Annotated in this window: 18 protein-coding genes, 1 tRNA gene and 2 pseudogenes; 8 read left to right on the forward strand and 13 right to left on the reverse strand. The window is 69.6% G+C overall.

What is annotated here, in order from left to right; genetic code table 11:
• Window positions 1–158: 158 nt before the first annotated feature.
• Window positions 159–2,441, forward strand: coding sequence for a transglycosylase domain-containing protein (locus tag ACYVOO_RS02860; RefSeq protein ID WP_461014056.1), 2,283 nt, complete (start codon window positions 159–161; stop codon window positions 2,439–2,441).
• Window positions 2,442–2,670: 229 nt separating this feature from the next.
• On the opposite strand, the gene ACYVOO_RS02865 is transcribed toward ACYVOO_RS02860, so the two are convergent.
• On the reverse strand, window positions 2,671–3,135 hold the full coding sequence (locus ACYVOO_RS02865; protein WP_453346610.1) for a GatB/YqeY domain-containing protein: 465 nt from the start codon (window positions 3,133–3,135) through the stop codon (window positions 2,671–2,673).
• Between the two features lie 72 nt (window positions 3,136–3,207).
• Here ACYVOO_RS02865 and ACYVOO_RS02870 point away from each other — a divergent pair, with 72 nt between their 5' ends.
• Both ACYVOO_RS02870 and ACYVOO_RS02875 read left to right on the forward strand, forming a co-directional pair.
• Window positions 3,208–4,137: a metallophosphoesterase gene (locus ACYVOO_RS02870; RefSeq protein WP_461014057.1), complete on the forward strand. Its 930-nt coding sequence runs from the start codon at window positions 3,208–3,210 to the stop codon at window positions 4,135–4,137.
• 70 nt (window positions 4,138–4,207) lie between these two features.
• Window positions 4,208–4,281, forward strand: a tRNA-Pro gene (locus ACYVOO_RS02875).
• 133 nt (window positions 4,282–4,414) lie between these two features.
• On the opposite strand, the gene ACYVOO_RS02880 is transcribed toward ACYVOO_RS02875, so the two are convergent.
• Window positions 4,415–9,007, reverse strand: coding sequence for an ATP-binding protein (locus ACYVOO_RS02880; protein WP_461014058.1), 4,593 nt, complete (start codon window positions 9,005–9,007; stop codon window positions 4,415–4,417).
• Window positions 9,008–9,850: 843 nt separating this feature from the next.
• On the opposite strand from ACYVOO_RS02880, the gene ACYVOO_RS02885 reads away from it, so the two are divergent.
• Window positions 9,851–10,099 (forward strand): hypothetical protein, encoded by a 249-nt coding sequence (locus ACYVOO_RS02885; RefSeq protein WP_461014059.1) that lies wholly within the window; start codon window positions 9,851–9,853, stop codon window positions 10,097–10,099.
• A 66-nt stretch (window positions 10,100–10,165) separates the two neighbouring features.
• On the opposite strand, the pseudogene ACYVOO_RS02890 reads toward ACYVOO_RS02885, so the two are convergent.
• From ACYVOO_RS02890 to ACYVOO_RS02900, 3 genes and pseudogenes are all read right to left on the reverse strand, one after another.
• Window positions 10,166–11,692, reverse strand: a pseudogene (locus ACYVOO_RS02890) (LacI family DNA-binding transcriptional regulator).
• 27 nt (window positions 11,693–11,719) lie between these two features.
• Window positions 11,720–12,076: a helix-turn-helix domain-containing protein gene (locus ACYVOO_RS02895; protein ID WP_461014078.1), complete on the reverse strand. Its 357-nt coding sequence runs from the start codon at window positions 12,074–12,076 to the stop codon at window positions 11,720–11,722.
• A gap of 121 nt (window positions 12,077–12,197) precedes the next feature.
• Window positions 12,198–12,710: a helix-turn-helix domain-containing protein gene (locus ACYVOO_RS02900; RefSeq protein WP_461014060.1), complete on the reverse strand. Its 513-nt coding sequence runs from the start codon at window positions 12,708–12,710 to the stop codon at window positions 12,198–12,200.
• Window positions 12,711–13,015: 305 nt separating this feature from the next.
• On the opposite strand from ACYVOO_RS02900, the gene ACYVOO_RS02905 reads away from it, so the two are divergent.
• The 4 genes from ACYVOO_RS02905 (at window position 13,016) to ACYVOO_RS02920 (ending at window position 17,716) form a co-directional block, all read left to right on the forward strand.
• On the forward strand, window positions 13,016–14,209 hold the full coding sequence (locus ACYVOO_RS02905) for a DUF3631 domain-containing protein (protein ID WP_461014061.1): 1,194 nt from the start codon (window positions 13,016–13,018) through the stop codon (window positions 14,207–14,209).
• 201 nt (window positions 14,210–14,410) lie between these two features.
• The gene (locus ACYVOO_RS02910; RefSeq protein WP_461014079.1) at window positions 14,411–15,256 is read left to right on the forward strand and encodes a DUF2637 domain-containing protein; all 846 of its coding nucleotides are present in this window, start codon (window positions 14,411–14,413) and stop codon (window positions 15,254–15,256) included.
• A gap of 103 nt (window positions 15,257–15,359) precedes the next feature.
• Entirely contained in the window at window positions 15,360–16,019 is a 660-nt protein-coding gene (locus ACYVOO_RS02915; RefSeq protein ID WP_461014062.1) for a MobC family plasmid mobilization relaxosome protein, read from the forward strand.
• A complete protein-coding gene (locus tag ACYVOO_RS02920) occupies window positions 16,016–17,716 on the forward strand; it encodes a relaxase/mobilization nuclease domain-containing protein (RefSeq protein WP_461014063.1) in 1,701 nt (566 codons plus the stop codon). Before ACYVOO_RS02915 ends, ACYVOO_RS02920 begins: the two co-directional genes overlap by 4 nt.
• A 280-nt stretch (window positions 17,717–17,996) precedes the next feature.
• Here ACYVOO_RS02920 and ACYVOO_RS02925 read toward each other — a convergent pair whose 3' ends face one another.
• The 8 genes and pseudogenes from ACYVOO_RS02925 to ACYVOO_RS02960 form a co-directional block, all read right to left on the reverse strand.
• On the reverse strand, window positions 17,997–18,605 hold the full coding sequence (locus ACYVOO_RS02925; RefSeq protein WP_461014064.1) for a 3'-5' exonuclease: 609 nt from the start codon (window positions 18,603–18,605) through the stop codon (window positions 17,997–17,999).
• Complete coding sequence (locus ACYVOO_RS02930) at window positions 18,602–19,783, reverse strand: radical SAM protein (RefSeq protein ID WP_461014065.1); 1,182 nt, start codon at window positions 19,781–19,783, stop codon at window positions 18,602–18,604. Before ACYVOO_RS02930 ends, ACYVOO_RS02925 begins: the two co-directional genes overlap by 4 nt.
• Window positions 19,783–20,334 carry a nucleoside-diphosphate kinase gene (locus ACYVOO_RS02935; RefSeq protein ID WP_461014066.1) on the reverse strand — a complete coding sequence of 184 codons (552 nt, stop codon included), beginning with the start codon at window positions 20,332–20,334 and terminating at the stop codon, window positions 19,783–19,785. The genes ACYVOO_RS02930 and ACYVOO_RS02935 overlap by 1 nt, the downstream gene beginning before the upstream one ends.
• On the reverse strand, window positions 20,331–21,398 hold the full coding sequence (locus tag ACYVOO_RS02940; protein ID WP_461014067.1) for a thymidylate synthase: 1,068 nt from the start codon (window positions 21,396–21,398) through the stop codon (window positions 20,331–20,333). The genes ACYVOO_RS02935 and ACYVOO_RS02940 overlap by 4 nt, the downstream gene beginning before the upstream one ends.
• Window positions 21,399–21,867: 469 nt before the next feature.
• Window positions 21,868–22,710: pseudogene (locus ACYVOO_RS02945) on the reverse strand (hypothetical protein); the annotation flags it as partial.
• Window positions 22,711–22,787: 77 nt separating this feature from the next.
• Complete coding sequence (locus ACYVOO_RS02950; protein WP_461014068.1) at window positions 22,788–23,729, reverse strand: endonuclease/exonuclease/phosphatase family protein; 942 nt, start codon at window positions 23,727–23,729, stop codon at window positions 22,788–22,790.
• Entirely contained in the window at window positions 23,722–24,294 is a 573-nt protein-coding gene (locus ACYVOO_RS02955; RefSeq protein WP_461014069.1) for a hypothetical protein, read from the reverse strand. The genes ACYVOO_RS02950 and ACYVOO_RS02955 overlap by 8 nt, the downstream gene beginning before the upstream one ends.
• Window positions 24,291–25,042, reverse strand: a 752-nt coding sequence (locus ACYVOO_RS02960; protein WP_461014070.1) for an ATP-binding protein, incomplete at its 5' end; no start/stop codon positions are given. The genes ACYVOO_RS02955 and ACYVOO_RS02960, both read right to left, overlap by 4 nt.

The raw sequence follows: 25,042 nt of genomic DNA on the forward strand, positions 1-25,042 counted from the left end.
AGTTCACGCCATTACGGACACTTCTCATCACTCACTGGAGTGACTAGGAAGATGTGACGAAGGGAGGCCGATGTGACAGGTGTGGAGGGGTGAACATCCGACAGCCTAGGCGAACAGATGGTCCCCTGTCCGGGGATTCGACACGTAGGCTGCCCCTCATGGGTAAGAAGCGCTCGGGCGGAGGGCTGTCAGGGCCGCAGCAAGCCGCCAAGTTCGTCGGGGTCAGCGTGCTCGCCGGTGCCGTGCTGGCGGGGATCGCGCTGCCAGCGGCCGGTGGCCTGGGGCTCGCGGCGAAGGGGACCGTCGAGGGATTCGACGAGATCCCCGCCAACCTCAAGCGCCCCCCGCTCAGCCAGCGCACCACCATCCTGGACGCGGACGGCGGGGAGATCGCCAAGGTCTACTCGCGCGACCGCACCGTGGTGGATCTCGACGACATCGCGCCTTCCATGCGCAAGGCCATCGTCGCCATCGAGGACGCGCGCTTCTACAAGCACGGCGCCATCGACCTCAAGGGTGTGCTCCGCGCCGTCAACCGGAACGCCCAGCAGGGCCAGGTCCAGGAGGGCGCCTCCACCCTGACCCAGCAGTACGTCAAGAACGTCTTCGTGGAGGAGGCCGGGAACGACCCCGACAAGGTCGCCCAGGCCACCCAGCAGACGATCGGGCGGAAGATCAAGGAGCTGAAGTACGCGATACAGGTCGAGGAGACGCTCGGGAAGAAGCGGATCCTGGAGAACTACCTGAACATCACGTTCTTCGGCCAGCAGGCATACGGCGTCGAGGCCGCGGCCCAGCGCTATTTCTCCAAGCCCGCCAAGGACCTCGCACTGGAGGAGTCGGCGCTGCTCGCCGGCATCGTCCAGTCCCCCAGCAGATGGGACCCGATAAACAACGAGGAGGAGGCCAAGAAGCGGCGCGACACCGTGCTCGCCCGCATGGCCGACCTCGGCGACATCACCAAGGCGGAGGCCGCAGAGGCCAAGAAGAAGCCCATCGACCTGAAGGTCAGCACCCCCGAGAACGGCTGCATCACCGCCGTCAAGGGCGGCGGGTTCTTCTGCGACTACGTACGCGAGGTCTTCCTCAACGACGAGACCTTCGGCAAGACCCGCAAGGCGCGCTCCAAGCGCTGGGACCAGGGCGGTCTGACGATAAAGACCACCATGGAACCGCAGGCGCAGGAGTCGATCCAGGCGTCGATCGAGCAGCACGTCAACAAGTCGGACAAGGTCGCCACCGCCGCGGCCATCGTCGAGCCGGGCACCGGCAAGATCCTCGGGATGGGCCAGTCCCGGCCGTACGGCTACAAGAAGAACGAGACGGAGATGAACCTGGCCGTCGACGGCGACATGGGCGGCGGGGCCGGTTACCAGCCGGGCTCCACCTTCAAGCCCGTGATCGCCGCTGCGGCCCTGGACAGGGGCACCAGCCCCTACAAGCGCTACGCCTCCCCGTACCGCATGCAGTACCCGTCGCCCGTCAACACCTGCAAGGGCAAATGGAGCGGCAGCGCGCCCGTCGAGAACGAGAACCGCTCGGAGGTCGGCCCGTACCGCATGAAGGAGGCGACCGCGAAGTCGGTCAACACCTACTACGTCTCCCTGATCAGCGACATCGGCGTCTGCCCGGTCACCACCCTGGCCAAGAAGATGGGCATCGAGCGCGCCGACGGCAAGGAGATGGACCAGGTCCCCTCCATCAGCCTCGGCACCCAGGAGGTCTCGCCGCTGACGATGGCCGAGGGCTACGCCACCTTCGCGAACAGGGGCGTGCACTGCACGTCGATCGCCATCGAGTCGATCACGGACGCGCGCGGCAAGAAGCTGCCCGTGCCGAAGACGAAGTGCAAGCGGGCGATGACGACGAAGACGGCGGACACCGTCAGCTCCCTGCTGCGGGGCGTGGTCGAGGACGGCACGGGCAAGAAGGCCGGTCTGACCGGACGCGACAGCGCGGGCAAGACGGGCACGACCGACCAGCGCTACGCCGCCTGGTTCGTCGGCTACACCCCGAACATGTCCGGCGCCGTCTGGGTCGGCGACCCCGCACACCGCACCCAGATGACCGACATCACCATCGGCGGCGAGTACCACGACAAGGTCTTCGGCGGCGAGGTCCCGGGCCCGATCTGGCGCGACGCGATGACCGGAGCGCTGTCGGGGAAGCCCGCGCCCAAGTTCAAGGGCTCGGCCATCAAGGACGACAAGAAGGGCAGCAGCCGCGACAAGACCCCGGACAGCGGCCGCGACGACGATGACGACGGCGGCGCGGCGGACGACAAGCCGCCCGCCGAGAAGCCCGAGGACCCGTGGCCCGACGTCAGCATCCCGCCGGACGTCATCGGCGGCGGTGGCAACGGCGGCGCCGACGGCGGCCCGGGTGGCGGCTGGGACATCGGCGGCAACGGCAATGGCAACGGCAACGGGGGCTGGCGCTAGCCGCTGACCGCTGGGCACTGACCGCAGGGCGGGTGCGCGGGCGGAGGGGCCGAGCCGTGCCGCTTCCGCCCCCGCTCCGGGCACGGCACGTAAGTAAGGGGCACCCTCAAGAGGAGGGTGCCCCTTACTCATGCGGCGGGGTGCGGGGGCCGTGCCCTGGGAGGGTGGACCGTACGGGAGGAGGCGAACCCCGTCCCGTACCCGGAACCAGCCCGCGAGGTAGCCGGAACTAGCCCGCGAGCTGCTTCTTGACCGTGGCGGCCACCCGGCCGCCCTCCGCCCGGCCCGCCACCTTCGGGTTGACGATCTTCATGACGGCACCCATGGCCCGCGGCCCCTCGGCGCCGCCCGCCTTCGCCTCGGCAACCGCCTCGGCGACGATCGCGTCGAGCTCCTCGTCCCCGAGCTGCTGGGGCAGGTAGTCCGCGAGCACCTCGCCCTCGGCCCGCTCCCGCTCGGCCTGCTCGGCACGGCCGCCGCCCGCGAAAGCCTCGGCGGCCTCGCGCCGCTTCTTCGCCTCGCGCGTGATCACCTGCTGGACCTCGTCGTCGGAGAGTTCGCGCGCCTCCTTGCCCGCGACCTCCTCCTTGGTGATCGCGGTGAGGGTCATACGGAGGGTCGCGGAGCGCAGTTCGTCGCGCCCCTTGATCGCTGCGGTGAGGTCGTCCTGGAGCCGGGACTTGAGCGTGGTCATGCCCATAAGGATGCCAGCAAGCCTGTCGGTCACCCACCGCATTGTGCTCGCCACGTCTGCGACGATGGACCCATGCGTGCGCGATACGGAGTACCTCTCGCAATGACGGCTCTCGGCGCGGCCTGCGTCGGCTACGCGGCAGGGGTGGAGGCCCGCTCCTTCCGCCTGCGGAGAGTGACCGTGCCCGTACTGCCGCGGGGCATGCACGATCTGCGGCTGCTCCAGGTCTCCGACATCCACATGGTCAGCGGGCAGAACAAGAAGCGGCGCTGGCTCCAGTCCCTCGCCGGTCTCCGCCCCGACTTCGTGATCAACACCGGCGACAACCTCTCCGACACCGAGGGCGTGCCCGAGGTGCTGGACGCGCTGGGGCCGCTGATGGAGTTCCCCGGTGCGTACGTCTTCGGCTCCAACGACTACTACGGGCCGAAGCCGAAGAATCCCGCCAAGTACCTGCTGGAGAAGGCGACCGGCCGGCACGGGCTGAACGGGAACGCGCCCGTGGTGGGCGCCGTCCACAACCCGTGGGAGGGCATGCAGGACGCGTTCGACGCGGCGGGCTGGGTCGGGCTCTCCAACACCCGCGGCCGCCTCAAGCTCGACGGCGGCCAGGAGATCGCCCTCACCGGGCTCGACGATCCGCACATCAAGCGCGACCGCTACGCCGAGGTCGCGGGCGGGCCCGAGACGGACGCCGACCTCTCCCTGGCCGTGGTCCACGCCCCGTACCTGCGCGTCCTGGACGCCTTCACCGCCGACCGCTACCCCCTGATCCTCGCGGGCCACACCCACGGCGGCCAGGTCTGCATCCCCTTCTACGGTGCGCTGGTCACCAACTGCGACCTGGACACGGACCGCGTGAAGGGCCTCTCCCACCACCGCGCGGGCGGCCACACCTCCTACCTCCACGTCTCCGCGGGCTGCGGCGCGAACCGCTACACCCCGGTCCGCTTCGCCTGCCCACCGGAGGCGACGCTGCTGACGCTGACGGCCCGCGAGTAAGGGGGACCCGGCCCCCGCAAACCGGATTTCGCCTCAGCGCTCACCTGGGCTAAAGTAGTCCTCGTTGCTTCGGGGTGTAGCGCAGCTTGGCAGCGCGCTTCGTTCGGGACGAAGAGGTCGTGGGTTCAAATCCCGCCACCCCGACAGAGGAAACACCAGGTCAGGGGCCTGATCCGCATCGCGGGTCGGGTCCCTGAGTGGTTCCGGGGACCATTTTGGGAGCCATTTGGGAGCCGAGTTCTTGATCCGGCTCCCAAGCTGCTCCCGGGCATACCTGTCACACACCAGCGTCCGGCCATTGCCACACGGTCGCTTCGACATCGGTGTCACGTAGGCCCCTAAGCTTCACCTCAGCTGTCGCCTCGACCTCGAAGAAGCGCAACGGATCGGGGATGATCCGGAGCGTCGGGGTCCCCCGGCCCTCTTCGAGGTTCGAGGCGATGACGAGCGAGTAGTTACTCCCCTCCGCCAGCGCACGCGTGAGTTCGGCGCCGGTGAGGGTGACTTCGGCGGGCTCTGGACCACCGTGTGCCTTGATCTCGTAGAAGTGGTCCACCGAATCGACAGCGTCCGCACCCAGCCTCATCAGACCTCGCTGATCTTCCAGTGTCCGTCCCTGCTCGTGAAGAATCCGCGTAAGCAGTTCCAGGACGATCTTCTCCTTGTCCCGGTCCTGGTAGCCGAGCGGTCCAGAACGCTCTTTGGGCGCGGCTCCGCCCCGGCGCGGTTGCGGAAGTGAGGCGGCGTGTCGCGTTCCCGAGGAGGACGCGGAGCGAGGCTGCGACGAGGCGGTGATGCGGGTGGCCTGCGGGGTACGCACCTGTAGTTCGGCCAGAGAGACCAGTTTGCGGCGTTCAGCCATTGGCGGGGCAGGTGGCGACGCCAGGTCGGGCGGCGTAGGAGCCGATGGAGGCGCCGGGGCCAGCGGAGGCAACGGGACTTTCGTGGGCGGGTTCACTGGGCCACGCGACCCAGTCGGAGCCGTGGGGCTCAAAGGCTGCGACAGTTCCCGCTCACGCAACTGCGAGTTCAAACGCTCGCGGTCCTCGTGATCTTGCTGGTGGGACGGGACCAGCGGGGCGGCGGGGGCGGCCCGCAGCACATCCATTTCCCAGAGATCGCGCCAGCGATGCCCGACGTGAGCCCGCTCCGCCGAAAAGAGCGAGGCTACGGCCAGCCCTCCACCCCGAGCGGTGCCCAGAGCCTCGGGGCCAGTGAGAAAGAGCGTTTTGGCTTCGCGGTCAATGTGTGCGTCGACCGCGATCTCGATCGCCTCATGCCCCTCGCCCAGGTTCAGCTGGATCCTCAGCCCTGGCAAGACCCGTACCTCAAGCTCCATCAGCCATGCCCAGCCGGTGAACACCTCCGCAGCAGCCGGTTCATCCCGTACGAGAGTGTCCTGCAGGCTGGTTACCGCCCGTCGGAAGTCATCCGTGAGCCGGTGATCAGGGCGCGCGCCATCAGGGGTGACGACGCATGCGTCGGACGCCTCCACCCTGTGCACCTTGAGGAGATCCAACAGGCCGATGAATTGCTGCAGATCTCCGCCTGGCTGCCAAACGGGCATGCGCTCACCGACGGTACGCGCGATGACGGGGTGGTCCACCGCGTAGACGGGCCGGTTCTTCGTCCAGCCGTAGGTGGTGCGCAGTGGCAGCCAGCGGAGCTTGGAACGCAGGCCGAGAGAGACTGGGCCTTGAGCCGAAGTGACCGTGTCGGCCAGAGACCTCAGTGCCTCCAGCATCACGCGTTGCTGCTCGTCCTGAGGATGGGCTCCGGACCGCGCAATCTCCTTCAGCACGTCAACGAGGTCCTCGCACCTCGGCTCTTCGATCCACAAGGCGTCCCACAGCGGGTTCAACTCGGGGTCAGGGATGGTGAAGGGCCGAAAGCCGCGGAGGACCGTGGGCCCCCGGAAGCAGTCGTCTGCCCGCTGCCATCCCTGGTCTGCGAGCACGAAGTCCCTGCCGCTGAAGGCATCCCGGACCTTCTTGCGTAGCTCGCTGCGGGACGTGCCGGCCGCCTCATTCTTCAGCCGCCCGGCCAGCGCCTGATAGACGAGATAGACCTCGGCCCTGAGACTGTCGTCCACCGGGCCGGGAGCCGTGGAGCGCTCGCGCAGTTCCCGCAAACGATTGATCAGCTGCGGTACGTCGGGGTCCCCCTTCACCCCCAGAGCGGTCAGGACATCGATTCGGTTTGACACAGCCTGATGGATCGCAGGGTGCAGATAGCCCGGATCGTCCTGGCCGTAGAGAGCCTGTGCGTCGCGTGTGCACAAGTGTGCCCGCCCCGGTGTACGAAGGTTCCCGCTGCTGTCCTCCAGCCAGGCGGTCTCCCGGAGCCGCCACACCCAGAGAGCTGCCGTCTGGCCACGCACAATCCACCGGTAGTGCCCCTCTGCGGCCTGTACCTCCGCTTCTTCAGAGGTGATCATGCCTGGCTTGCCGAGCGTCTGGAGCAAGGCCGCAGAACGACGCCTGCGCTCCTGCAGGTTCGGCTCAGCGATGATGTGTTGCACCACAGCATCCAGCTCCGGGCTGATGCGGTCGTCCAGGGTGTAATGCGCGTTCAGCCGACGCAGTTTCCCAGTGCGGGCAGCTGGCGATAGGAGGCAGTGACGTGACAGGCCGACCCGGGCGTCCGTCTCGTACTCCTTCGTCTCCCAGCTTGACTGGACCTCCTTGATCCTGGGTACATCCGCCACCCCGAGAAGGCGCAGGAACGCCGTTCGGCTCAACCCGCACTCTGCTTTGGACCCCAAGGTGCGCGCATAGGAGCGGTGCACCCAGTGGATGCCAGGAGTCTTTCCCGCGGCGGCGGGGAAGCGATCTCCTTCAGTGCTCTGCAGCGCGAGGGGCAGGTAGGCGTGTGCGGGCTGAACCTTGCACGGCTTCTCGTTGCCCTCGGAGTCGTACGTGTAGCCGTCAAGGAGTACTGCCTGTCCGATACCGGGACCGAGTCGCTCACGCACTTTCGCCGATACTTCCCCCAAAGCCATCTGGATGGACGCGAGTTGCTCGATTCCGCAGCCCGCTTCACCGCCGATTCGTTTGCCTGCACGCCCCATCCGCTCGATACGGCGCAGAACGGCCGCGGTGTCATCGCGCCGTACGAGATAGTCCTGCTTCCTCAGCCAGTCGAGAACGCGGTGGGACCACTGCGACTCCCGCGCGTAGCTCCCATGTAGGTCAACGACGATGCTCAGCGCATCCAGCGGGCCGGCACCGCGCGGTCCAGCGTCCTGGTGCTCGGCGAACGCGAGGCCGACTGCTGTCGGCTGCAGACGCCGCCCGTCAGCTGTGATGACACAGGGTCGGCTCCGCACCAGGTAGCCGAGGTCCGCCTCGATGGCGGCCGCCGTCAGGCGGATGGTCTTGTCGATGTCGTACTCGGTGTCGTCGAGCGAGAGAAACGCGTCATGGACCCGCACTTCTTCAGCGAGTTCTGCGGTGCCTTCACCACGCCAGTCGGTAAGGACTTCGCGCCACTGGTTGGCTTCGTCGCGAGCGCACTTCGGAAAGGTAGCCGGCAACCCGGCCAGTCGCGCGATGTCCTCATCGTCCAGTACCCCTGAGAGCTGCTGCTCCTCAACGGCGAGCGCCGAGAGTGGCTCCCTGGCCCCGTCGGGGCATGGCAGTGAGAGCCGGGATGCCAACCAGGTGCGGGAGCGGTCGACCAGAGCCGCACGGATGCTGTCCTGTAGTCGGGTGGGTGCCGAGGGATCCGAGAGTGACGGCAGCGGCACAAGGTGCCAAGCCGAGGGTTCCACTTCGCTGATTACGTCGAGCACGGCACCGGCCCAGAGGTCCGCGACGAGTGGGACGAGGCCCTCGTTCCAACGGCTGGCAGCAAATCCTTCACGGCTGACGACAGGGTCGAACTGGGCGTGCACGCGAGCTGCAGTTCTCAACTCGGCCACCGGTAGCCCAGCGTGCACACACCCCAATTCGGGGCCGTGCACCGGCAGCGCAACGGCAACCGGCATGGAGGCTCCCACCGCCTTGTGCCGACGGGTGGTCGTGCCATGCGGTGCAACATCGGCGTCGTAGACCCGCCACGGTGTCCCACTGGTCGTCCGGGCTTCGCGGACCCGGACATCCGCTTCCTCACCATTGATGCGAAGCCTTCGCCGGTCGATCTCCGTCCAACTCAGCTCGAGCATCACCGACGCCGTCTCGTCATCGGCCCCCTGCTCAGCCGGACAGTCGCTGCGGGCTTCAACCCGCCTCACGTGCCGGAGGAAGAGCAAGGAACTGTCGTTCCAGGTCTCGAACCACTTGAAGAGCTCTGAGACGGACAATACGTCGGGGGCGAGAGGGATTCGGAAGACCGTCCACTCGGGCCCCACGAGCTGCTCGGGAATCACCAGCGACTCGACCGACTGAATCGACAGGTCTGCGAACCTCACGTGGAAGGGATGACAATGCACCTCCCAGGTGGTCGCCAGGGCTCGCAAGGTCGCCAGTCCGATGCCGAATCGTCCCGTGGCCTCCGCGTCGGAGCTCTTCCCGCTGAGCCACGGCAGGCCGAGCAACAGGATGTCGGCCAGTCGCACGCCCTTACCATCGTGGGCGATCAACAACTCCTCGGGGCGCCAGATGAATCGGACTTGGGAGGCCCCCATGTCATCGGCGTTCTGCACCATCTCGGACAGGACTTGCAGCCGGTCCGATGACAGGGTCTCGGCCCCCTTCTGCCCTCCCTCGGCCATCAGCCGGTAGACGCCGGGCCCATTCTGAAGGCCCTTTTCGAGAAGCCCCACCGCACGAGCGGCTTGTTCAGCGGTCTCGACGTCAATACCCGGATCCGTACGCGGATCCGACAGCAGCGCTTCCACTGCCTTGATGAGTTCCTCGTCCTCGTCCACCCCGTTCTCCTCCCCATGGGCTGTTTCCGAGAGCGCCCCCACGCCCCGGCAAAGCCTCAGGGCAGATGAAGCTCAGTCTGGCCAGGACCGACGAAATCGCGCCAAAGACCGGTACAGCAGAATCTCGAGTCGTCCTCCGGTGACAAGGCAGACCGCGCGCCACGGTCCACCGAAACACGTAGCCAACGACTGACATCACAGCCGATGAACGACCGGAATCACCTGACCCTGAGGCTCGATTGTCGGACCGGGATGCTAAAGGCGCCGGAGGCTGACGCACGCGTGCGGCGGGCCGCGATGCCGACGCGGCAATTGGCGTCGACGCTGATCCCTTCCATCAGGGCGATTCTCTTGGCCGAGTGCGGGCCGAGTCCCCCCATCAGCTGGGTTCCCTTGGCCTTGGCGATGATCTAGGAAGCCGAACTGGCTGGTCACGCCGGTTGCGCGGCTTATCCCCGGGCCTGTATGGCGCGATAGACAAGGACGTGCACCGGGCGGCGGTGCGGCCGAAGGCCATAGCAGCGCGGTCGGGCTGGTCAAGCGGTCGCGAAGATCCGGATTCGTAGCGGCATTCCGCGACTGATTCAAGAGCCCGCACTCACAAAGCCGCAGGTCAGAAGCCACGATTGAAGACGGCGAACAGCTCAGGCTGAAAGGGCACCACAGCGGCTCTCGGCAACTTCGCGAGAACTCGAATCGGCTCCCCACGCGGCGCAGTCTCCTCCGTGTCCGGGGCGCCACCGGACACGACCAGCGGACTTGCGCGGCTAACTCGCCGCCGGTCCATGGTCCCTTCATCCATTCACCGCGTGCTGCCGCACGCCCGAGAAACGAAGGTTTGCCATGCCCACCACAAACGACCACCCGGATGACCCGCAGCCGCACGGAACGCCGCCGACCGAGGCGCACACGCCGGACGAGACCCCCGCGGAGCATCCGCGCTCAGAGAACGCCCTCGCCTGGGCCACGATCGGACTGTCCACAGCCTGCTGCACCGCCGGTGTGGTCCTCTCCCTGACCGGCCACGAGGAAGTAGGTATCGCCCTCATCGCCGTCGGATCCTTGGAACGAGGCGTCAGCACCCGGAAGTAAGGCAGGGTCGTGGTGCGGGCCTCTGCTGCCGGGCTCGCCCGGTCCGGCAGCAGAGCCCAACCGCGTCTAGGTAACGCCGTGGAGAGCGAGCCTGCGCGATTGCAGAAGCTCGTTGAGCACGCACACCGGCGAGAACGAGCACATGGCAAGCCGCGCGTCCAGCGCCGCCTCCTACTGCTCGGTCAGGCCGAGCAGTAGGCGCTTGCGCATGCCTGGCGTGACATGGGTGTAGCGCGCGGAGACCGAGCCGTCGATGTGACCCATGCGTTCGTCCCTGAGCACCTTCTCGGTGCCGAGTTCGTCCATCATCGTCTGGTGACTGTGGCGGAGACCGTGGGGCGTGAGGCCCTTGGCGATGGGCAGCCAGCAGACGTCGGCCCGCTGGCTCGCGCCGCGTCCCCGTGCGGGGATGCCGGGCCACGGCTCGCCGAGGACCGGCACCGGGCGGGCCTCCTGCGGCGCCTTCTTCGGGTACCAGCCGGAGGCCGCCGGGGTGAAGAGCCAGGTGGCGAAGCCGTTGCGGCGCCAGTGGGCCGCGTGCTCCGGCGCCACGCCGCCCCTGACGAATCCGAGGTCGGCGACCGCCTGCGCGACTCGGGCCCGGGTGTCCTCCCGTACGCGGTCGGGGTGGTTGAGGACGTTGGACACCGTCCCCGTGGAGACCCCGGCGAGTCGCGCGACATCGACGAGCTTCGCGCCTTGGTGGCCGCCCGTACGCCCTGCGCCCAAGCCCCGGAAAACGTAGGTCCTGCCGTGGCAGGGACAGGGTGTCGGCTTCGTGCGGGCGATGTGGTTGAGGACCAGGGCGGAGAGCCAGTCCATCGCGTCGATGGACCGGTAGCTGTCGTCCTTGGGCGGGCAGCGCACCAGCTCGCCGGTGTCCAGCTCGTAGAGCTGCCACTCCACACGGAACATGCCGGGCCGGACGAACTCAGTCTCCAGGCCGACGATCTCGCCCCAGCGCTTGCCGGTGTAGCCCTTGAGGATGCAGGCGACGAACTCGTCGTCGCGGCCGGAGAGCAGGGCTGCCCGCTCGGCGGTCAGCAGGATGCCCAGCGCGTCGGTGATGACCTTCTCCGGGCCTCGGTTGCGTGAGCGGCCCGCGCGCTTGCCGCGCCCGCGCCGCCTGGCCGCTGGATTGGACGTGATCAGGCCCTCGTCGATCGCGTCCTCGAAGATCAGGTGGAGGGTGGAGCGCCAGGTCTTGACGCTGGAGACCGCGTAGGCGGCCTTCTCCTTCTTCTCCCACGCGTCGACGTCCGTGCGCAGGACGCCGGCGAGTGCCTTGTCCTCGAACTCGGGGAGCAGGTGCTCCTCGATGTGCCGCCGATAGTTCTGCATGGTCGAGGCGGCCAGGTCCTGGGCGGCGTACCAGCGGCTGGCGTACTCGCCGAAGGTCTCCTGGCCGAGTGCCGGGTCGCGCCAGTCGCCGCGCCGGTACTTGTTCTCGGCCTCGCTCGCAGCGCGCTTGGCCTCGCCCTTGGTGGCGTACTTGAGTGCTTTGCCGTCCTCTCCGACGACCGTCAGGTGCTTGCCAGGTGCGATCTTGTACCGGCCGCGCCAGTAGCTTCCGCGCTTCTCCGCGAAACCCACGTACTCCTCCCCTTCTACGTCGTCGTGCTACGCGGCGGTCCCGAACTGGTCTCGACGGGCTCGGCGAGGTGGCCGGGCCCGCAGGCGCACCGTGGGAACGGCAGCAGACGGCGGAGAAGGCGAAGGCTGGGGCGCGGGAGGGGTGGTTGCGGAGGGAGTTGTCGCCCGCTGCTGCGGACGAGCCGGGCGGTCCTCGTGCATGCGGATGATCTCCGCGAGGTGCTCGCCAGTGAAGCGGTAGGCGCGGCCGACGCGGGTGAAGGGGATCAGGCGGCGGCGGGCGCGGTCCTTGACCCACCAGGCGGAGCAGCCGAGGATCTCGGCGATCTCCTCGGGGCGGTGGAGACGGGGCAGGGCAGGGGTTATCGCGGGGTCGTGCAACAGGGGTTCCTCGTCTGGCGGGCGTAGGTGCGGCAACACCGGCCCGCCGGTCGATCGCTAGGGATGGCGATGGGCTTCCCGCGCCGAGGGTTCGCGGACCCGGCGCGGGCGTGGGTTCCGGGGGCTATGCCCCGTTGGTGGGGTCGGCGGCGTCCTGCTCGCCGGGCGGTGGGCCGTACATCGACGCCATGGTCTTCTCGGCCGCCTCCGCGATGGCGCGGGTGACCATGACCTCGGCCTCCTCGCGGATATCGGGGTGCTCGGCGAGATAGGCGTCGAGGGCGTCGCGGGCCTCGGTGAGGGCGCGGTTGGCTCTCTGGGTGGCGCGGAAGGCATCTACGACCTCGTCGATGAGTTCCATGGCGCGGGCCTTGGCCGCGAGCTGCGGAGGACCGACGAGGTTGCGCAGTTCGATGCCGAAGACCTCGGCGAAGCCGATGGCCTCGTCGAGGTTGATGCGGCGCTTGCGGTTCTCGATCCGCCAGACCGCCGAGGGGTTCATGTCGAACCCGGCCTCGTTCATGCGCTCGGACACGACGCCGGTGCTCCAGCCCCGGGCTTCGCGTTCCACCTTGATGCGGACGGCGACGTTCTCCTCCCCGCTGAGCAGCACGCCCTCGGGCTCTTCGTCCGCCATACCCCAACTCCTTCCGTACGCAAGGGTTCGCTGCCGATTGCCGGAACGCCTCAACTGTAGCACCTCTTCTGCGGTACGCATCATGATGCTGCAAACCGCAGAATGTATGGCATGGTGGTGGATCACCGCACGCGGAGGGCGCATGCCTGCGTGCTCCACCTGCCCGTCATGACATGCGAAAAGCCCCCGAGCTTCAGGGCTCGGGGGCTCAAGCGCAAACCTCTCAACCGCCATCCCTAGCGATCGACCCGCGAGCCGGGATTGCCGTCCCGTATGACCCGCGAGCAGAGGAGCTGATCCCCAGTATGACCGAACCGAATCCGAACGCGCCATCCCACTCCGCCGAAGACGCCGCCTTGGGGCCGCCCGTCGCAGTCCCCGGCCGGGGACTGCGGCAGAACATGGGTGAGGGCGCCGCCCTCCTGGAGGAGCTGCGCACGGCGATCCGCCGGTTCGTGGTGCTGCCCAGTGACGAGGCCCTGACCGCCGCCGCGCTCTGGGTAGCGGCCACCCACATCCAGCCCGCGCTCCAGCACGCCCCGCGCCTGGCCGTCGTCGGCCCGGTCAAGCGGTGCGGCAAGTCCCGGCTCCTGGACGTCCTGACCGAGACCGTCCACAAGCCGCTGATCACCGTCAACACCAGTCCGGCGGTGGTCTTCCGGGCCATCGGCAAGCAGCCGCCGACGCTCCTGGTGGACGAGGCCAACACGATCTTCGGCTCCGCGAAGGCCGCCGATAAGCACGAGGAGCTGCGCGGTCTGCTCAACGCGGGGCACCAGCGCAATCGACCGGTGTTGCGGATCGCGGGGCCCGAGCACACCCCCACCTCCTTCTCCACCTTCGCCATGGCGGCACTGGCCGGGATCGGTGACCTGCCCGACACCGTGATGGACCGGGCCGTGGTCATCCGCATGCGCCGCAGGGCACCCGGCGAGAAGGTGCAGCAGTTCCGCTCCCGCCGCGACATCCCGGACCTGCACCGGCTGCGCGACCGGCTGGCCGCCTGGCTGGAGCCGCTGCTGGACGAGGCCGCCGAGTGCATCCCGCAGATGCCGGTGACCGACCGGGCCGCCGACACCTGGGAACCGCTCGTCATGGTCGCCGACATGGCTGGAGGCACCTGGCCGGAGCAGGCACGTACCGCCTGCAAGTCGATGACCGCGTACGAGGCCGAGCAGGACGACGACGCGACCTTCAAGGTCCGGCTGCTCGCCGACATCCAGCAGATCTTCGCCCGGCACGGCGACCCGGCCACACTGCCGACGCGTGACCTGCTCGGCGCACTGTGCCAGGACGCCGAGGCACCGTGGGCGGACTACGGCACCGCCGGGCTCACACCCCGCCACCTCGGACTGCTGCTGAAGGACTTCGGCATCGCCTCACGCACCCTGCGCTTCGACGGCGGGCAGCGGCAGGCCAAGGGCTTCGCCCGCAGCCAGTTCGCCGACGCCTGGCAGCGCTACTGCGCCCCCGAGCCCGAGCCCGCCAGCAACGGCTGACCCGTACCACTCGTCGCACCCGTATCCGCGCAGGTCAGCGCGGGACGGGTGCGCCCCCTGCGACGAGTCCACCCGTACCTGCCCCGTCACCCGTACCAAGCTGACCAGCGACGCGACGGGTGGGACGGGTGCGACGGCACCACCACCGACTCCCCCACCGGAGACGCCCCCTTGCCTGGCCACACCCCCACCACCAGCACCATGCCCGGCACCTACGCCATCCGTGCCGGCATCGCCCTGCTCGCCCTCTTCGCCTTCGCGCTCTCCTACGACGCCCTCCAGCAGATGGCCATCGCCATCCACGTCCGCGGGCTGCTCACCTACACCTTCCCCCTTGTGATCGACGGGTTCATCGCCATCGGCGTCGGCGTCCTGCTCATGCTGCGCACCGCCCCGGCCCGCTCCCGCGTATACGTGTGGACGCTCGTCGGCGCGGCCACGGCGACGAGCATCTGGGCCAACGCCCCGCACGCCGTCCGCCTCAACCAGCAGGCCCGCCAGGGCGACGGACTCCGGCTCGACGACCTTCCCGTCGGCGCCCTGTCCGCCATCGCCCCACTCGCCCTGGCCGGAGCCGTCCACCTCTACATCGTCATCCGCCGCCACCCCACGCCTCGCGCTCAGGAGCCCGAGGCCACGCGCCGCCACAACACCGCCGGCGATGCCCGAGCCGCCTCCCCCACCGGCGCCATCCGCCACGTGCCGGAGCCAACGGCCACCGACGTGGCTCCCCGCCCCGCCGACACCGCGCCACAACCCGGCGCTCCACACCCCGCCAAGAACACCGACGTCCCGCATCCCGGCGCCACAGCGCAGCGCCCGGAGCACGCCCCCGTCTCGCCCGAACGGCTCGCTCTCGCACGCACCGCGCCCCGGGGACGTAACGGCCGCGCCTCACGCCGCCACATCGAAGACACCTTCCGCGACAAGGGCCTGACCATCGGCAGGAAGGAAGCGGACCAGCTCAAGGACACCCTTCAAGCCGAACTCGACGAAGCCGCCCCGCAGCGCGAGGAGACCGGCACGGCTCCCGTCGGCACCGCCTGACCACTCCGCCGCTCCGGTCGCCCCGCAGACACGCGCGCACGAGCACGGGATCGCCAGGCCCTTACCTGAGCAACCACCATCCACGCCCCACGGAGAACCACTCATGCACGACCCGCACCACGAGCCCGCCACAGACCAGCAGGACGCGGCCACCACTCCAGACACCGACAGCGCAGCAAGGTATGCCGTTGGACCGTCCAGGGGCCGGTCCAACGGGGATGCCTCCGCCCCGGGGGTGGCGGAGGGGTTCGGGCACCAGGGGGCGCCCGAGCCGGAACAGCCCACCGATGTCGATGCCTCTGCACCTGCCGCGTTGCCGCGTGCCGCCGACGAAGCCGCGCTGCACCGTGTCGCCCGCCGCCGTCAGCGCGAGCCCGTACAGCGCCGCGAACGCGTCGATGTCCGCTACAGCGTCGGTGAGAAGGCCGAGATCCTCGCCGAGGCCCGCTCACTGAACATTGCCGCCGCCCACTACGTCGGCGCCGTCGTCATGGCCCACGTCCACGGCGACCTCGCCCTGCCCGGCCAGCGCACCCAGCTCGATGACTACATCGACGAACTCAACGCCCTGCGCAGCCAAATCGTCAAGATCGGCAACAACGTCAACCAGATCGCCCGGGCGCTCAACTCCGGCGGCTCTCCACAACCTGGGGGCACCGCCCTCCTGGCCCAGACCGAACACACCCTGAACACCATCCGCCAGACCGTCGGCACCATCGCCAAGGCCGCCGCCCAGACCCTCGGCCGCAAGGCGGACCGGTGATCGCGAAGATCAGCAGCGGCAAGAGCACCGCCGGACTCATCGGCTACCTCTACGGACCCGGCCGCGCCAACGAACACACCGACCCCCATCTGGTCGCCTCCTGGGACGGCTTCGCCCCCGACCCCGGCCGCACCGACGACTTCACCGCCACCAAGAAACTCCTCGTGGCCGACCTCGACCTGCACCTCAAACAGGCCCGTCGCCTCGGCCGCGCACCCGAGCGCCACGTATGGCACTGCTCCCTCCGCGCCGCCGAGAGCGACCACATCCTCACCGACGAGGACTGGGCCACCATCGCCCGCCGCGTCGTAGCCGCCACCGGCATCGCCCCCGACAACGGCCCGGACGGCTGCCGCTGGATCGCGGTGCGCCACGCGCCCGACCACATCCACATCGCCGCTACCACCGTGCGCGGCGACCTGCGCCCCGCCCGCCACTGGAACGACTACCTCACCGCGGACCGCGAACTCGAAGCCGTCGAGACCGAATACGGTCTGCGCCAGCTCGTACGCGGCGACCGCACCGCAGCCAAACGCCCCACCCGCGCCGAACAGGAAAAAGCCCACCGCACCCGCCACACGCAGACGGCCCGGGAGCGGCTGCGCACCACCGTCCGCACCATGATCGCCGCTGCCACCAGCACCGAGGAGTTCCTCGACCTGCTCGACCGCACCGACGGCATCGCCCTCCAGGTCCACCGCTTCCCGTCCGGCGACGTACGCGGCTACAAAATCGCCGTCGAAGGCGACACCAACGCGGCCGGGGAGCCCGTCTGGTTCTCCGGCTTCACCCTCGCCCCCGACCTGTCCCTCCCCAAGATCCGACAACGCCTGGACGCCACCGAACCCGCGCCCACCAGCCAGCCCACGCCCGACCCCTGGCACCAGGCGAGCGCCGCCACCGAACGCATCCCCCAACACCTCGACCACGGCGACGACGCGGCGGCCCAGGCTCACCTCGCCGCCTTCGGTGAAGCCCTCGACGCCCTCCCCCTCGTCGCACCACCAGCGCTCCGCCCTCACCTCCACCAAGCCGCCACCGCCTTCGAACGCGCCACCCGCTCCCGCACCCGAGCCGAACACCACCACGCCCGCGCCCTGCGCAACGCCATCCGCAACGTGCTGCGCGAACCGGCACCGAAAGACGGAGCCGCGCTCGCGATGTTCCTCGACGCGGCACTCCTCGTCCTCCTGGCCGCCGAACACTGGCACGTACAGCGCCACCACCAGCAGCAAGCCAACGCCGCCCGCCAGGCCCAGGCACCTCTCCAGACCGCCTACGAGCAGGCCGCAGCCGCGCCCCTGGCCGCGCTCGCCGAACGCAGGCCGCCACAGCAGGCGCAGGAACGGCACGCCGCCCTCGTTCGCGACGTGCTGCCCGCACACGCGGACCAGATCATCAACAGCTCCGGGTGGGAAGCCCTCACCGCTGTCCTCACTGACGCGAAAACCGCAGGGCACGCCCCCGCCCGCCTCCTCGAACAAGCCGCAGACGAACGCACCCTGAGTGACGCCCGCGCCCCGGCCAACGTGCTGACCTGGCGCATCAACCGCCTGAGCCAGCACCCCGCACCCGACCCACGCGCCCGAGCCGCCCAGGCCCGCAGCACCACCGCCACGCACCGCGTTTCACCCCCGCAGGCGGCCCACTCCGGATCCGTCTCGGCCAAGCCGCAGGTCACCCGGCGCCACCGATGACGAGCCGAGTCAGGGCGGCGCAGGCGGCCTTCAGGCGAGGAACTATCCGAAGTGCGGGCCTCAGCGGCCGAGCCATCCTGCCTCTGACCGTCTCGAAGTCGAGCACGAGCCAGGCTTCGTCCTCCGCATGCCAACTCACCGCCGAGACCATCGGCAGCCCTTCTCGGGGGAAGGGGCACGCCCGCTTCGTCACCCGGATGAACAACGCGCTCGCCAAGCCCGGCGACCTCCACCGGAGAGGAAGCCCGACCAGCCGCAGCAGGAGAGGAGAGCGTGACGTTCACCAAAGGGTCGGTTGGTCGTCCTGTGGGGCCGGGGTGCCGGGAAGGCCGGGCGGTACCGCGTCGGCGGCGAGGGCGTCGAAGGTGTCGTAGCGCTGCGCCAGGCTGAGGAGCAACAGGGCTGCGGCGTAGGCGTCGTAGGTGGCGCGGTGGCGGTGGGCGGGGGCTTCGGCCAGGTCGAGGCGGGTGTGGGTGATGAGGGTGTCGAGGGAGTGGCCGGGGGCGTGGGGGTGGACAGTGCGGGCGAGGCGGAGGGTGTCGAGGACTCCGGCGGGTTTCCAGTCGGGCAGATGCTGGGAGAGGACGCGGTAGTCGGTGTGGGCGTGGTGGGCGCAGATCCACGCTCCTTCCAGCATCGCCCGTACGTCCGCGGCGACGGCTTCCCAGAGCGGGCAGTCGGTGAGGGTGTCGTTGGTCAGGCCGTGGATGCGGGCCGCGCGGGGGGTGACGGGGTGGGTTGGGCGGATGAGCCAGTGTCCGGCGGTGGTGGTGTCCGGCTGGCCGTCGCGCAGGGGGAGGGCGGCGACCTCGACGAGGTCGGGCGGGGAGGCGCCGTTGCCTTCGACGTCGACGACGAGCAGCCGCTGGGGCCAGGTGCTCCAGTTCACGGGCCTTCTTCCTCGGTCGGCCAGCCGATGTCGGCGCGGCCGTGCCGGTGGGGGTGGTGGGGCTTGGCGCGGTCGTGGACCTGGTAGCCGTGGGTGTGCTGGAGGTAGTAACGGGGCGGCTCGTCGAGGCCCTCCACGATGATGGCGCGTTCGGTCAGCTCGGCGGGTGCGGTTGCGCCCAGTTGACGCGCTTGCCGGTTGACCTCGGTCATGTCCGGGTGACGGTGTGCGGTGGCGCAGCGGTCGGTCTGGGTGGCGGGGCAGATGTCGCACAGTTCGCGGATGCCGTAGTGGCCGTTGTAGTCGGCCTCGCCGTGGGCGTAGGCGACGGCGCAGCTCGTCTTGCGGAACAGTGCGCCGTAGGGGGCGGCGGCGTCGCGGGGTTGGTGGAAGGCGGCGAGGACGCGTTGTTCGGCTTGGGCGGGCAGGATCTTGCGGCGCGCGGTGTCCTCGTAGGGCGTGGGCAGGCCGTGTGCGGTGTAGTAGTCGGCGATCTGACGGCGGTAGAAGAGGCCGGTGAAGACGGTGGCGTGGGCGCACCGGGACAGCTCCCTGGCCCGCTCCAGGTGGGCGTCGGTGTCGTTGAGACCGGGGACGAGGGGCCGCCAGTACAGGATCGTGCGGTAGTTGTCCGCGTGGGCGTGGAGGGTGCGGAGGCTGGCGGCGGCGATCGAGGAGTCGACCGGCTCGATGCGCTCGTCGGTGATGCCCGAATGGGTGACCAGGACGGTCAACTTGATGTGCCGGAAGCTGTTGAGGGCCGCGCAGTCGTCCGGGGTCACGCGCCAGCGGGTGATGACCAGCACGTGGTTGGTCAGTCCCTTCGCGTCCAGGAGGGACAGGACGTGGAGGGTGTGCGGTTTGACGCCGGGCAGCATGGGGTCGGTCGCGCGGTTGAAGAGCTGGAGGGGTGTGCGGCCGGGCTGGAAGTAGCGGTGCGTGGTGAGGGCGGTGACCGCGTCCTCGTCGCTCATCAGGGCGCGCGGGGTCTTCATGGCGAAGTTGTCGAAGAGGTGGCGTACGCAGTAGCCGCAGTCCAGCGGGCACCCGACGACGTGGTTGAGGGAGAGTCCGGACTTGCGGTACTCGATCACCTCGCGCAGTTCCGGCTTGAGTTCCGCGGCCTGCGCGTGCGTGAAGAGGGGCAGGGTCTTGCGGGCGGCACTGGTGCGGCTCATCAGGAGTCTCCGTCCTGTGCGGCGGGTGGGGTGAGCAGGTGGTGCTGGGCGGCTCCGTACCAGGTGCCGAAGTCGCGGGCGACGGCGTCGGCGTCGTCGCTGGTGTGGATGAGGTTCTCGACCAGCCGCCCCTCGTGCTTGGCGGCGGTGAGGCTGTCGGTGCCCAGATCGCCGCGGATGGTGCCGGGTGCGGCGCGGTGGGGGTCGTAGTGCCCGAGCAGGGCGCGCAGACGGGCGGGAAGTCCGGGGCGGCCGTGTGCGAGGGCGACGGTGACCCGGTGGCCGACGTAGGCGGCCTCCAGGGCGGCGGGGATGTCGCGGTCGAACCAGTCGGCGCCTGCCAGCAGGTCCCAGTAGTGGACGTGGATCTGCCAGGCGGCCACGGTCACCTCGCGTCGCGCGGTCAGGGTGGCGGCGCGGGCGAGCCGGTCCAGGACGGTGTCGGCCAGGCCGCGCCGCAGGCAGTCGGGCTTGAGCAGCACCACGCTCCACCGCTCCCAGTCGACGCCCGCGAGGACCTGGCCGACGTGCTCGGGCCGACGCCCGGTCACGGGAGCACGGCCGGTGTGTCGGGCATGCGGGTGGGCCAGCGGCGGGCCACCAGGCAGCGCAGCCCCGGGTCCAGGGCGGCAAGCGATTCAGCGGCGACGGGGTGGCCGGGCTGGTGGACGAGCTGCCGCTTGATCTCGAAAAGGTGGATGGCCTGCTGCCAGTACGGGTCGAGCGCGAGAGCGGCGATCTTGGCGGGGGTGTAGCGGACGCGGTCGGCCCGCAGCTTCGCCTCGTGCTCCAGCACGACGGAGATGGTCTCGAAGCTGGTGCCGGCGGGCATGGCCGGGAACGGGAAGCGGACGATCGGGACGATCGGAGAGGTGTCGCGCTGCTGTGCCTCGGCCAGCACGCGATGGACGCGGTCGAGGTCGCGGTCGCCGATGTGCGCGGAGCCGATGAAGTGGGTGTACTCGCCCAGTTCCAGGCCGAGTTGGAGGGCGGCGAACTCCTGAATCATGGTGAAGCAGAAGACGTCGGCGAGCAGTCCGCGGTCGCAGTCGTTGGCCCGCATGTAGCAGACCATGTGGAGTTTCCCGTCGCGGGCCAGCAGGTGCAGGGCCACCACACAGGAGACGTCCGGGTTGCCGGGGACGGCCAGTTCCCCGGCCTCGAAGACGGGCAGCACGCCTCGCTTGCTGTCGGCCTCCGTGCGCAGCAGGTTCAGCACCTGGTCGAAGGGCGAGAGGGTGTCGGTGGCGCTGGTGGTGAACAGCCGCCTGCCGTACGCCGAGCCGCCGATGGTCACTCCGTCGATGGAGTCCGGCCGCATGTGGGGCGCGTAGTAGGCGATCATCGCCAGGTCGTTGCGTCCGGCGAGGTACCACAGGGCCTCGGCGAAGTGGAAGACCGGGTTGACCCTGCGCGCGGCCAGATAGGGCAGCCGCTGGCGCGGGTCGGACAGCCGGAAGGCGAGCCCGAGAACTTCCCGGCTGGCGTTCCCGCGCGGTGCGTTGCGGTACTCGTGGCTGCCGGTGAGATGCGCGAGCACGTCCAGGTACGCGTGCTCGAAGTCCGGGTAGAGCGGCGGAGTCTGCATGACGATCTCCAGAAAGTGACGTGGCACCGGTCGGAGGGTCGCGCTGGAGTTCCCATGCTGCGCCGTGAGGGCTGCCGGAGGGGCGGGCCCGGCTGACGGCGCGGCCATGCTTCTCGTCTTCGCCACGCGTCGGCGTCGGCGTCGCGCAGAGAGTGACGAGGACGGCTGCACGGGCGCATCCGTAGAGGGCCTTGCAGCGCTCGGCGATCTTGGACCAGGTCGGGAAGGCGTCTCCGGCCTTGTACGGCGTGCGGATCTTCTGCCGTAGCGTGCCGGTGAGTTCGCGGACGACCGGCTCGTCGGTCACACGGCCCCCCCTCTGGTGCCGGGGCCGCTCCGTGGAGACGGCCAGCGCGACCACCGCGGCGAAGCCCACGGTCAGCCCGAGCGCCAGATACGGGACCGGCAGGGCGAAGGGCGGAGGCAGGAAGGGGACGATCAGGTCGTAGACAGCGTGCGCCATGATCAGCGGCAGGACCCTGCGGGAACCGAGGTAGAGCGCGGCGCACGCGGCAGCGGCCCACAGCGCGGGCAGTGCGTCCACGCCCATGTAGGCGTGCGGGAGCAAGCGCAGCACCATCACCACGGCTACGCACTGCCACACCGGGCGACGTGCCGCCGTCAGCAGCACGAGCGGGACGGCGGTGAGCACCAGCTCCTCGACAACGGCGGCCCAGGCGATGTGCACGAGGAGCTGTGCGGGGGTGTGCAGGCCAAGGGCGCCGGTCTGGCTCCCGGTCAGGTGCGGGCCGGGCAGATGGGCGGCGAGCTGCGTGAGTACCGGCACGACGAGGAACGCGAGGAAGGCGAGCAGGAAGGCGAGGAGGCCGACTCCCGCGTTCTGGCGGCGCTCGACCGGTCGCAGCGACAGGGCGTGGTGGGTGGTGATCGCCAGGGCGAGGCAGACCAGCAGGACGGCGCTGGTCACATCCCGCACAATCACCTCGGGTCCGCCGGGCAGCAGACCCGCGACGTTGAGGAGATAGAGAAGCAGGGCGGCTGTGCTCACGGCGAGGGGCAACCGCGCCGGCGTCCGCGCAGGCGTCGAAGCGGGGACGCCCTGGCGCTTGGCGCTGAGCACCGCAGACCATATCCACGCGGCGACCATGGCCATCACCGTCAGGACACTGCCGATGCCCTCGGTGGCGGGGAACGCGCTGACGCCGTGCTGCCGCGCGAGCGACGTGACGCCACTCCAGGACGCGCTGCCCGCCGTGACCAGCCACAGTCCAGCGACGGTCACCAAGACACCCCGTGGGGGTGAGGAGAGGTCGGCGGGAGGTACCGGATGGGTGGGCCGTCCGGTGCCGCAGGAACGTAAGAATCGGGGAGGGCTCATGTACGGGGCACCTGTAGGTCGGGGGAGGTCTGGCAAGGGTGTTGGCGCAGCTCGCCGTCGCGTCGAGGGGGCATGGGTCAGGCGGCCAGGTGCATGGGCGGCAGCTTCGGGAAGGCGCGGCGAAGCGCCTGGGCCATCAGTCGGCGGGAGAGGACGACTTCGACCGCGTGGTGGTCGGAGATGCCGGTGGTGTCGATGACGTTGACTTCCAGGACGGCCTGGACGAGCCAGGGGTCGAGGTAGATACGGTCGATGCGGCGGGCGCCGCCTTGGCCGGGGGTGGAGGCGTGTCCGGCCGTCGCGTGGAGCGCGCTGGTCTGGCCCTGGGTGTGGGCGGCGTAGCGGGCCGCGTCGTGCAGACCGCAGCCCAGCAGCTTGCGGTCCACGGCGGTGCAGCTCACCCGCGTGCCGTCCGCCGCCACGGTGGTGCGGTGCTCCATGTGCACGCGGTCGAAGTCGGCGCTGGCCGCCAGGCTCGTCCAGTCGACGGGCGAGAGCTTCTCGCCATCCGCGACGGGGTACTCGTTACAGTCCCCGCCGCCCATGAAGCCCTTGCTCTGCTTCATCTTGTCGGCCAGAGCGGAGAGTTCTCCTGCCTCCAGTTCCCGCAAGGCCGGGCTGTTGAAGGCGCCGTGCCAGCTCACAGCCACGACGTCGACGTCCGGGACGTCACGCAGCCGCACGACGACGTTGGTGGGTGGGGTACGCCACACCTGAAGCTGCGGGTACTGCTGCTGTACGGCGAAAGTGGAGGGGCGGACGAAGAGCGCGGTGGGGTTGCGTCCTTGCCCGGTCGGCGAGAGGAAACCGCGCATGCCCAGGGCCTGCTCCGCCTGGTGAAGGCGCCGGTTGCCGTTGAGGTGGCTGAAGGTGGCTTCCTGGCGGAAGAGCACGTCCGGTGCCCGCCGGGCCAGCAGTTCGTGCGCGTCCCGCCACCGCTGCGGCGGCTTGCCTCCCTCCTCCTCTCCGCCGTCGGTCTCCAGGTTGAAGGTCATCAGACGCGCTTTCGGGTCATGCACACGCTGCTCCTTGTCCGTTGTCATAGGGGGAAGGGGTGGTGATGCCGAGCTGGTGCGCGAGCGCGGCGTGGGGAGCGGGCTCGGGCCGGAGAGCATCGAGGGCCTGACGGAGTCCTCCGACCGGCACGAGCCGATCGCTCGCCGAGGGCCGGAGCCAGTACGGGCCCGGAGGCGTGGAGCGGGCCAGGGACGGCAGGATGATCGTGTGGGGTGCACCCAGGCACACCGCGTGGGTGTGCGGCTGCCAGGTGGCGGAGGACCCCGGCCGCACCAGCCAGTACAGCCACCCGGTGGCAGGGTCCTCGATGACGGGGCCGCATCCGTCCTGGATCGCGTCCATCAGCGCGACGGCGGAGCGGGCCAGCAGACCGGACGCGGTGACCACGACGTCGAAGAGGCCGGGGCACAGGCGCACGCGGGTGTCGCGGCCCACGTCGACGGCGAGGAGGGTGCGGATCACCTCGGCGAGGTCGGCCATGTCCGCAGCAGGGGTCCGGCACGAGCCGGCAGGCTCGATCAGGCAGCCGGTCGCGACCCGCCGCTCCAGCAGCGCCGGGACCCTCACAGTTCCACCCGTCCCGGCCGCAGCACGGCCCGCACGGTCTTGCCCGTACCGTCGGCGTTCATGAACCAGGAAAGCGTTGCGACCTGGGCGACATCTCGGAGGCTGCCCTCCGCCTTCCCGGCGAGGACGTGCTCGGCGTCGGGGAAAGTGGGGTTGGGGCCGGTGACGTCGATGAGCAGTTCGTGGGCCTCGGTGACGCGGAGCCAGGCACCGATCGACTCGTTCGGCCTGCCAGGTGTCAGGTCGTGCCGGACCGCGTTGTCGACCAGGCAGTGCAGGACATCGATCGCTGCGGGCACGTTCCCGGACCACTCCAGGACGGTCAGCGCCGCCGGGCCGTTGATACGAGCACCGGGCACCGCCTTGAAGTCGGCGGGCAGACTCAGCTCCATCTCGCGCTCGACCGGCGAGGTCGACGCGGTTGCTTGCATCCGGGGTCCTTCCGTCAGGGGGAGGGTGCACCAAGTCGTGGTGCCGCTGCCGTTCGCCCGGACGCCCCAGTCCTCGGCCAGAGCCGCGACGAGGAGGAGCCCCCGCCCGCTCTCGTCCTCGTGACCGACGTCCCGCGGCTCAGGCTGGTCAGGGGAGCCGTCGTCCACCTCGATCACGCACTGACGGCCATGGAGGAAGACCCGAACGGCGATGTCGTCGCCGCAGCCGTACCGGAGTTCCGGTAGGCCGCTGGCGAGGTTTCCGCTGTGCGGCTCCTTTTCCAGCGACCCCCGGCCCGAACCCGCCGTGCACCCTT

This window comes from Streptomyces daliensis, assembly GCF_054782395.1.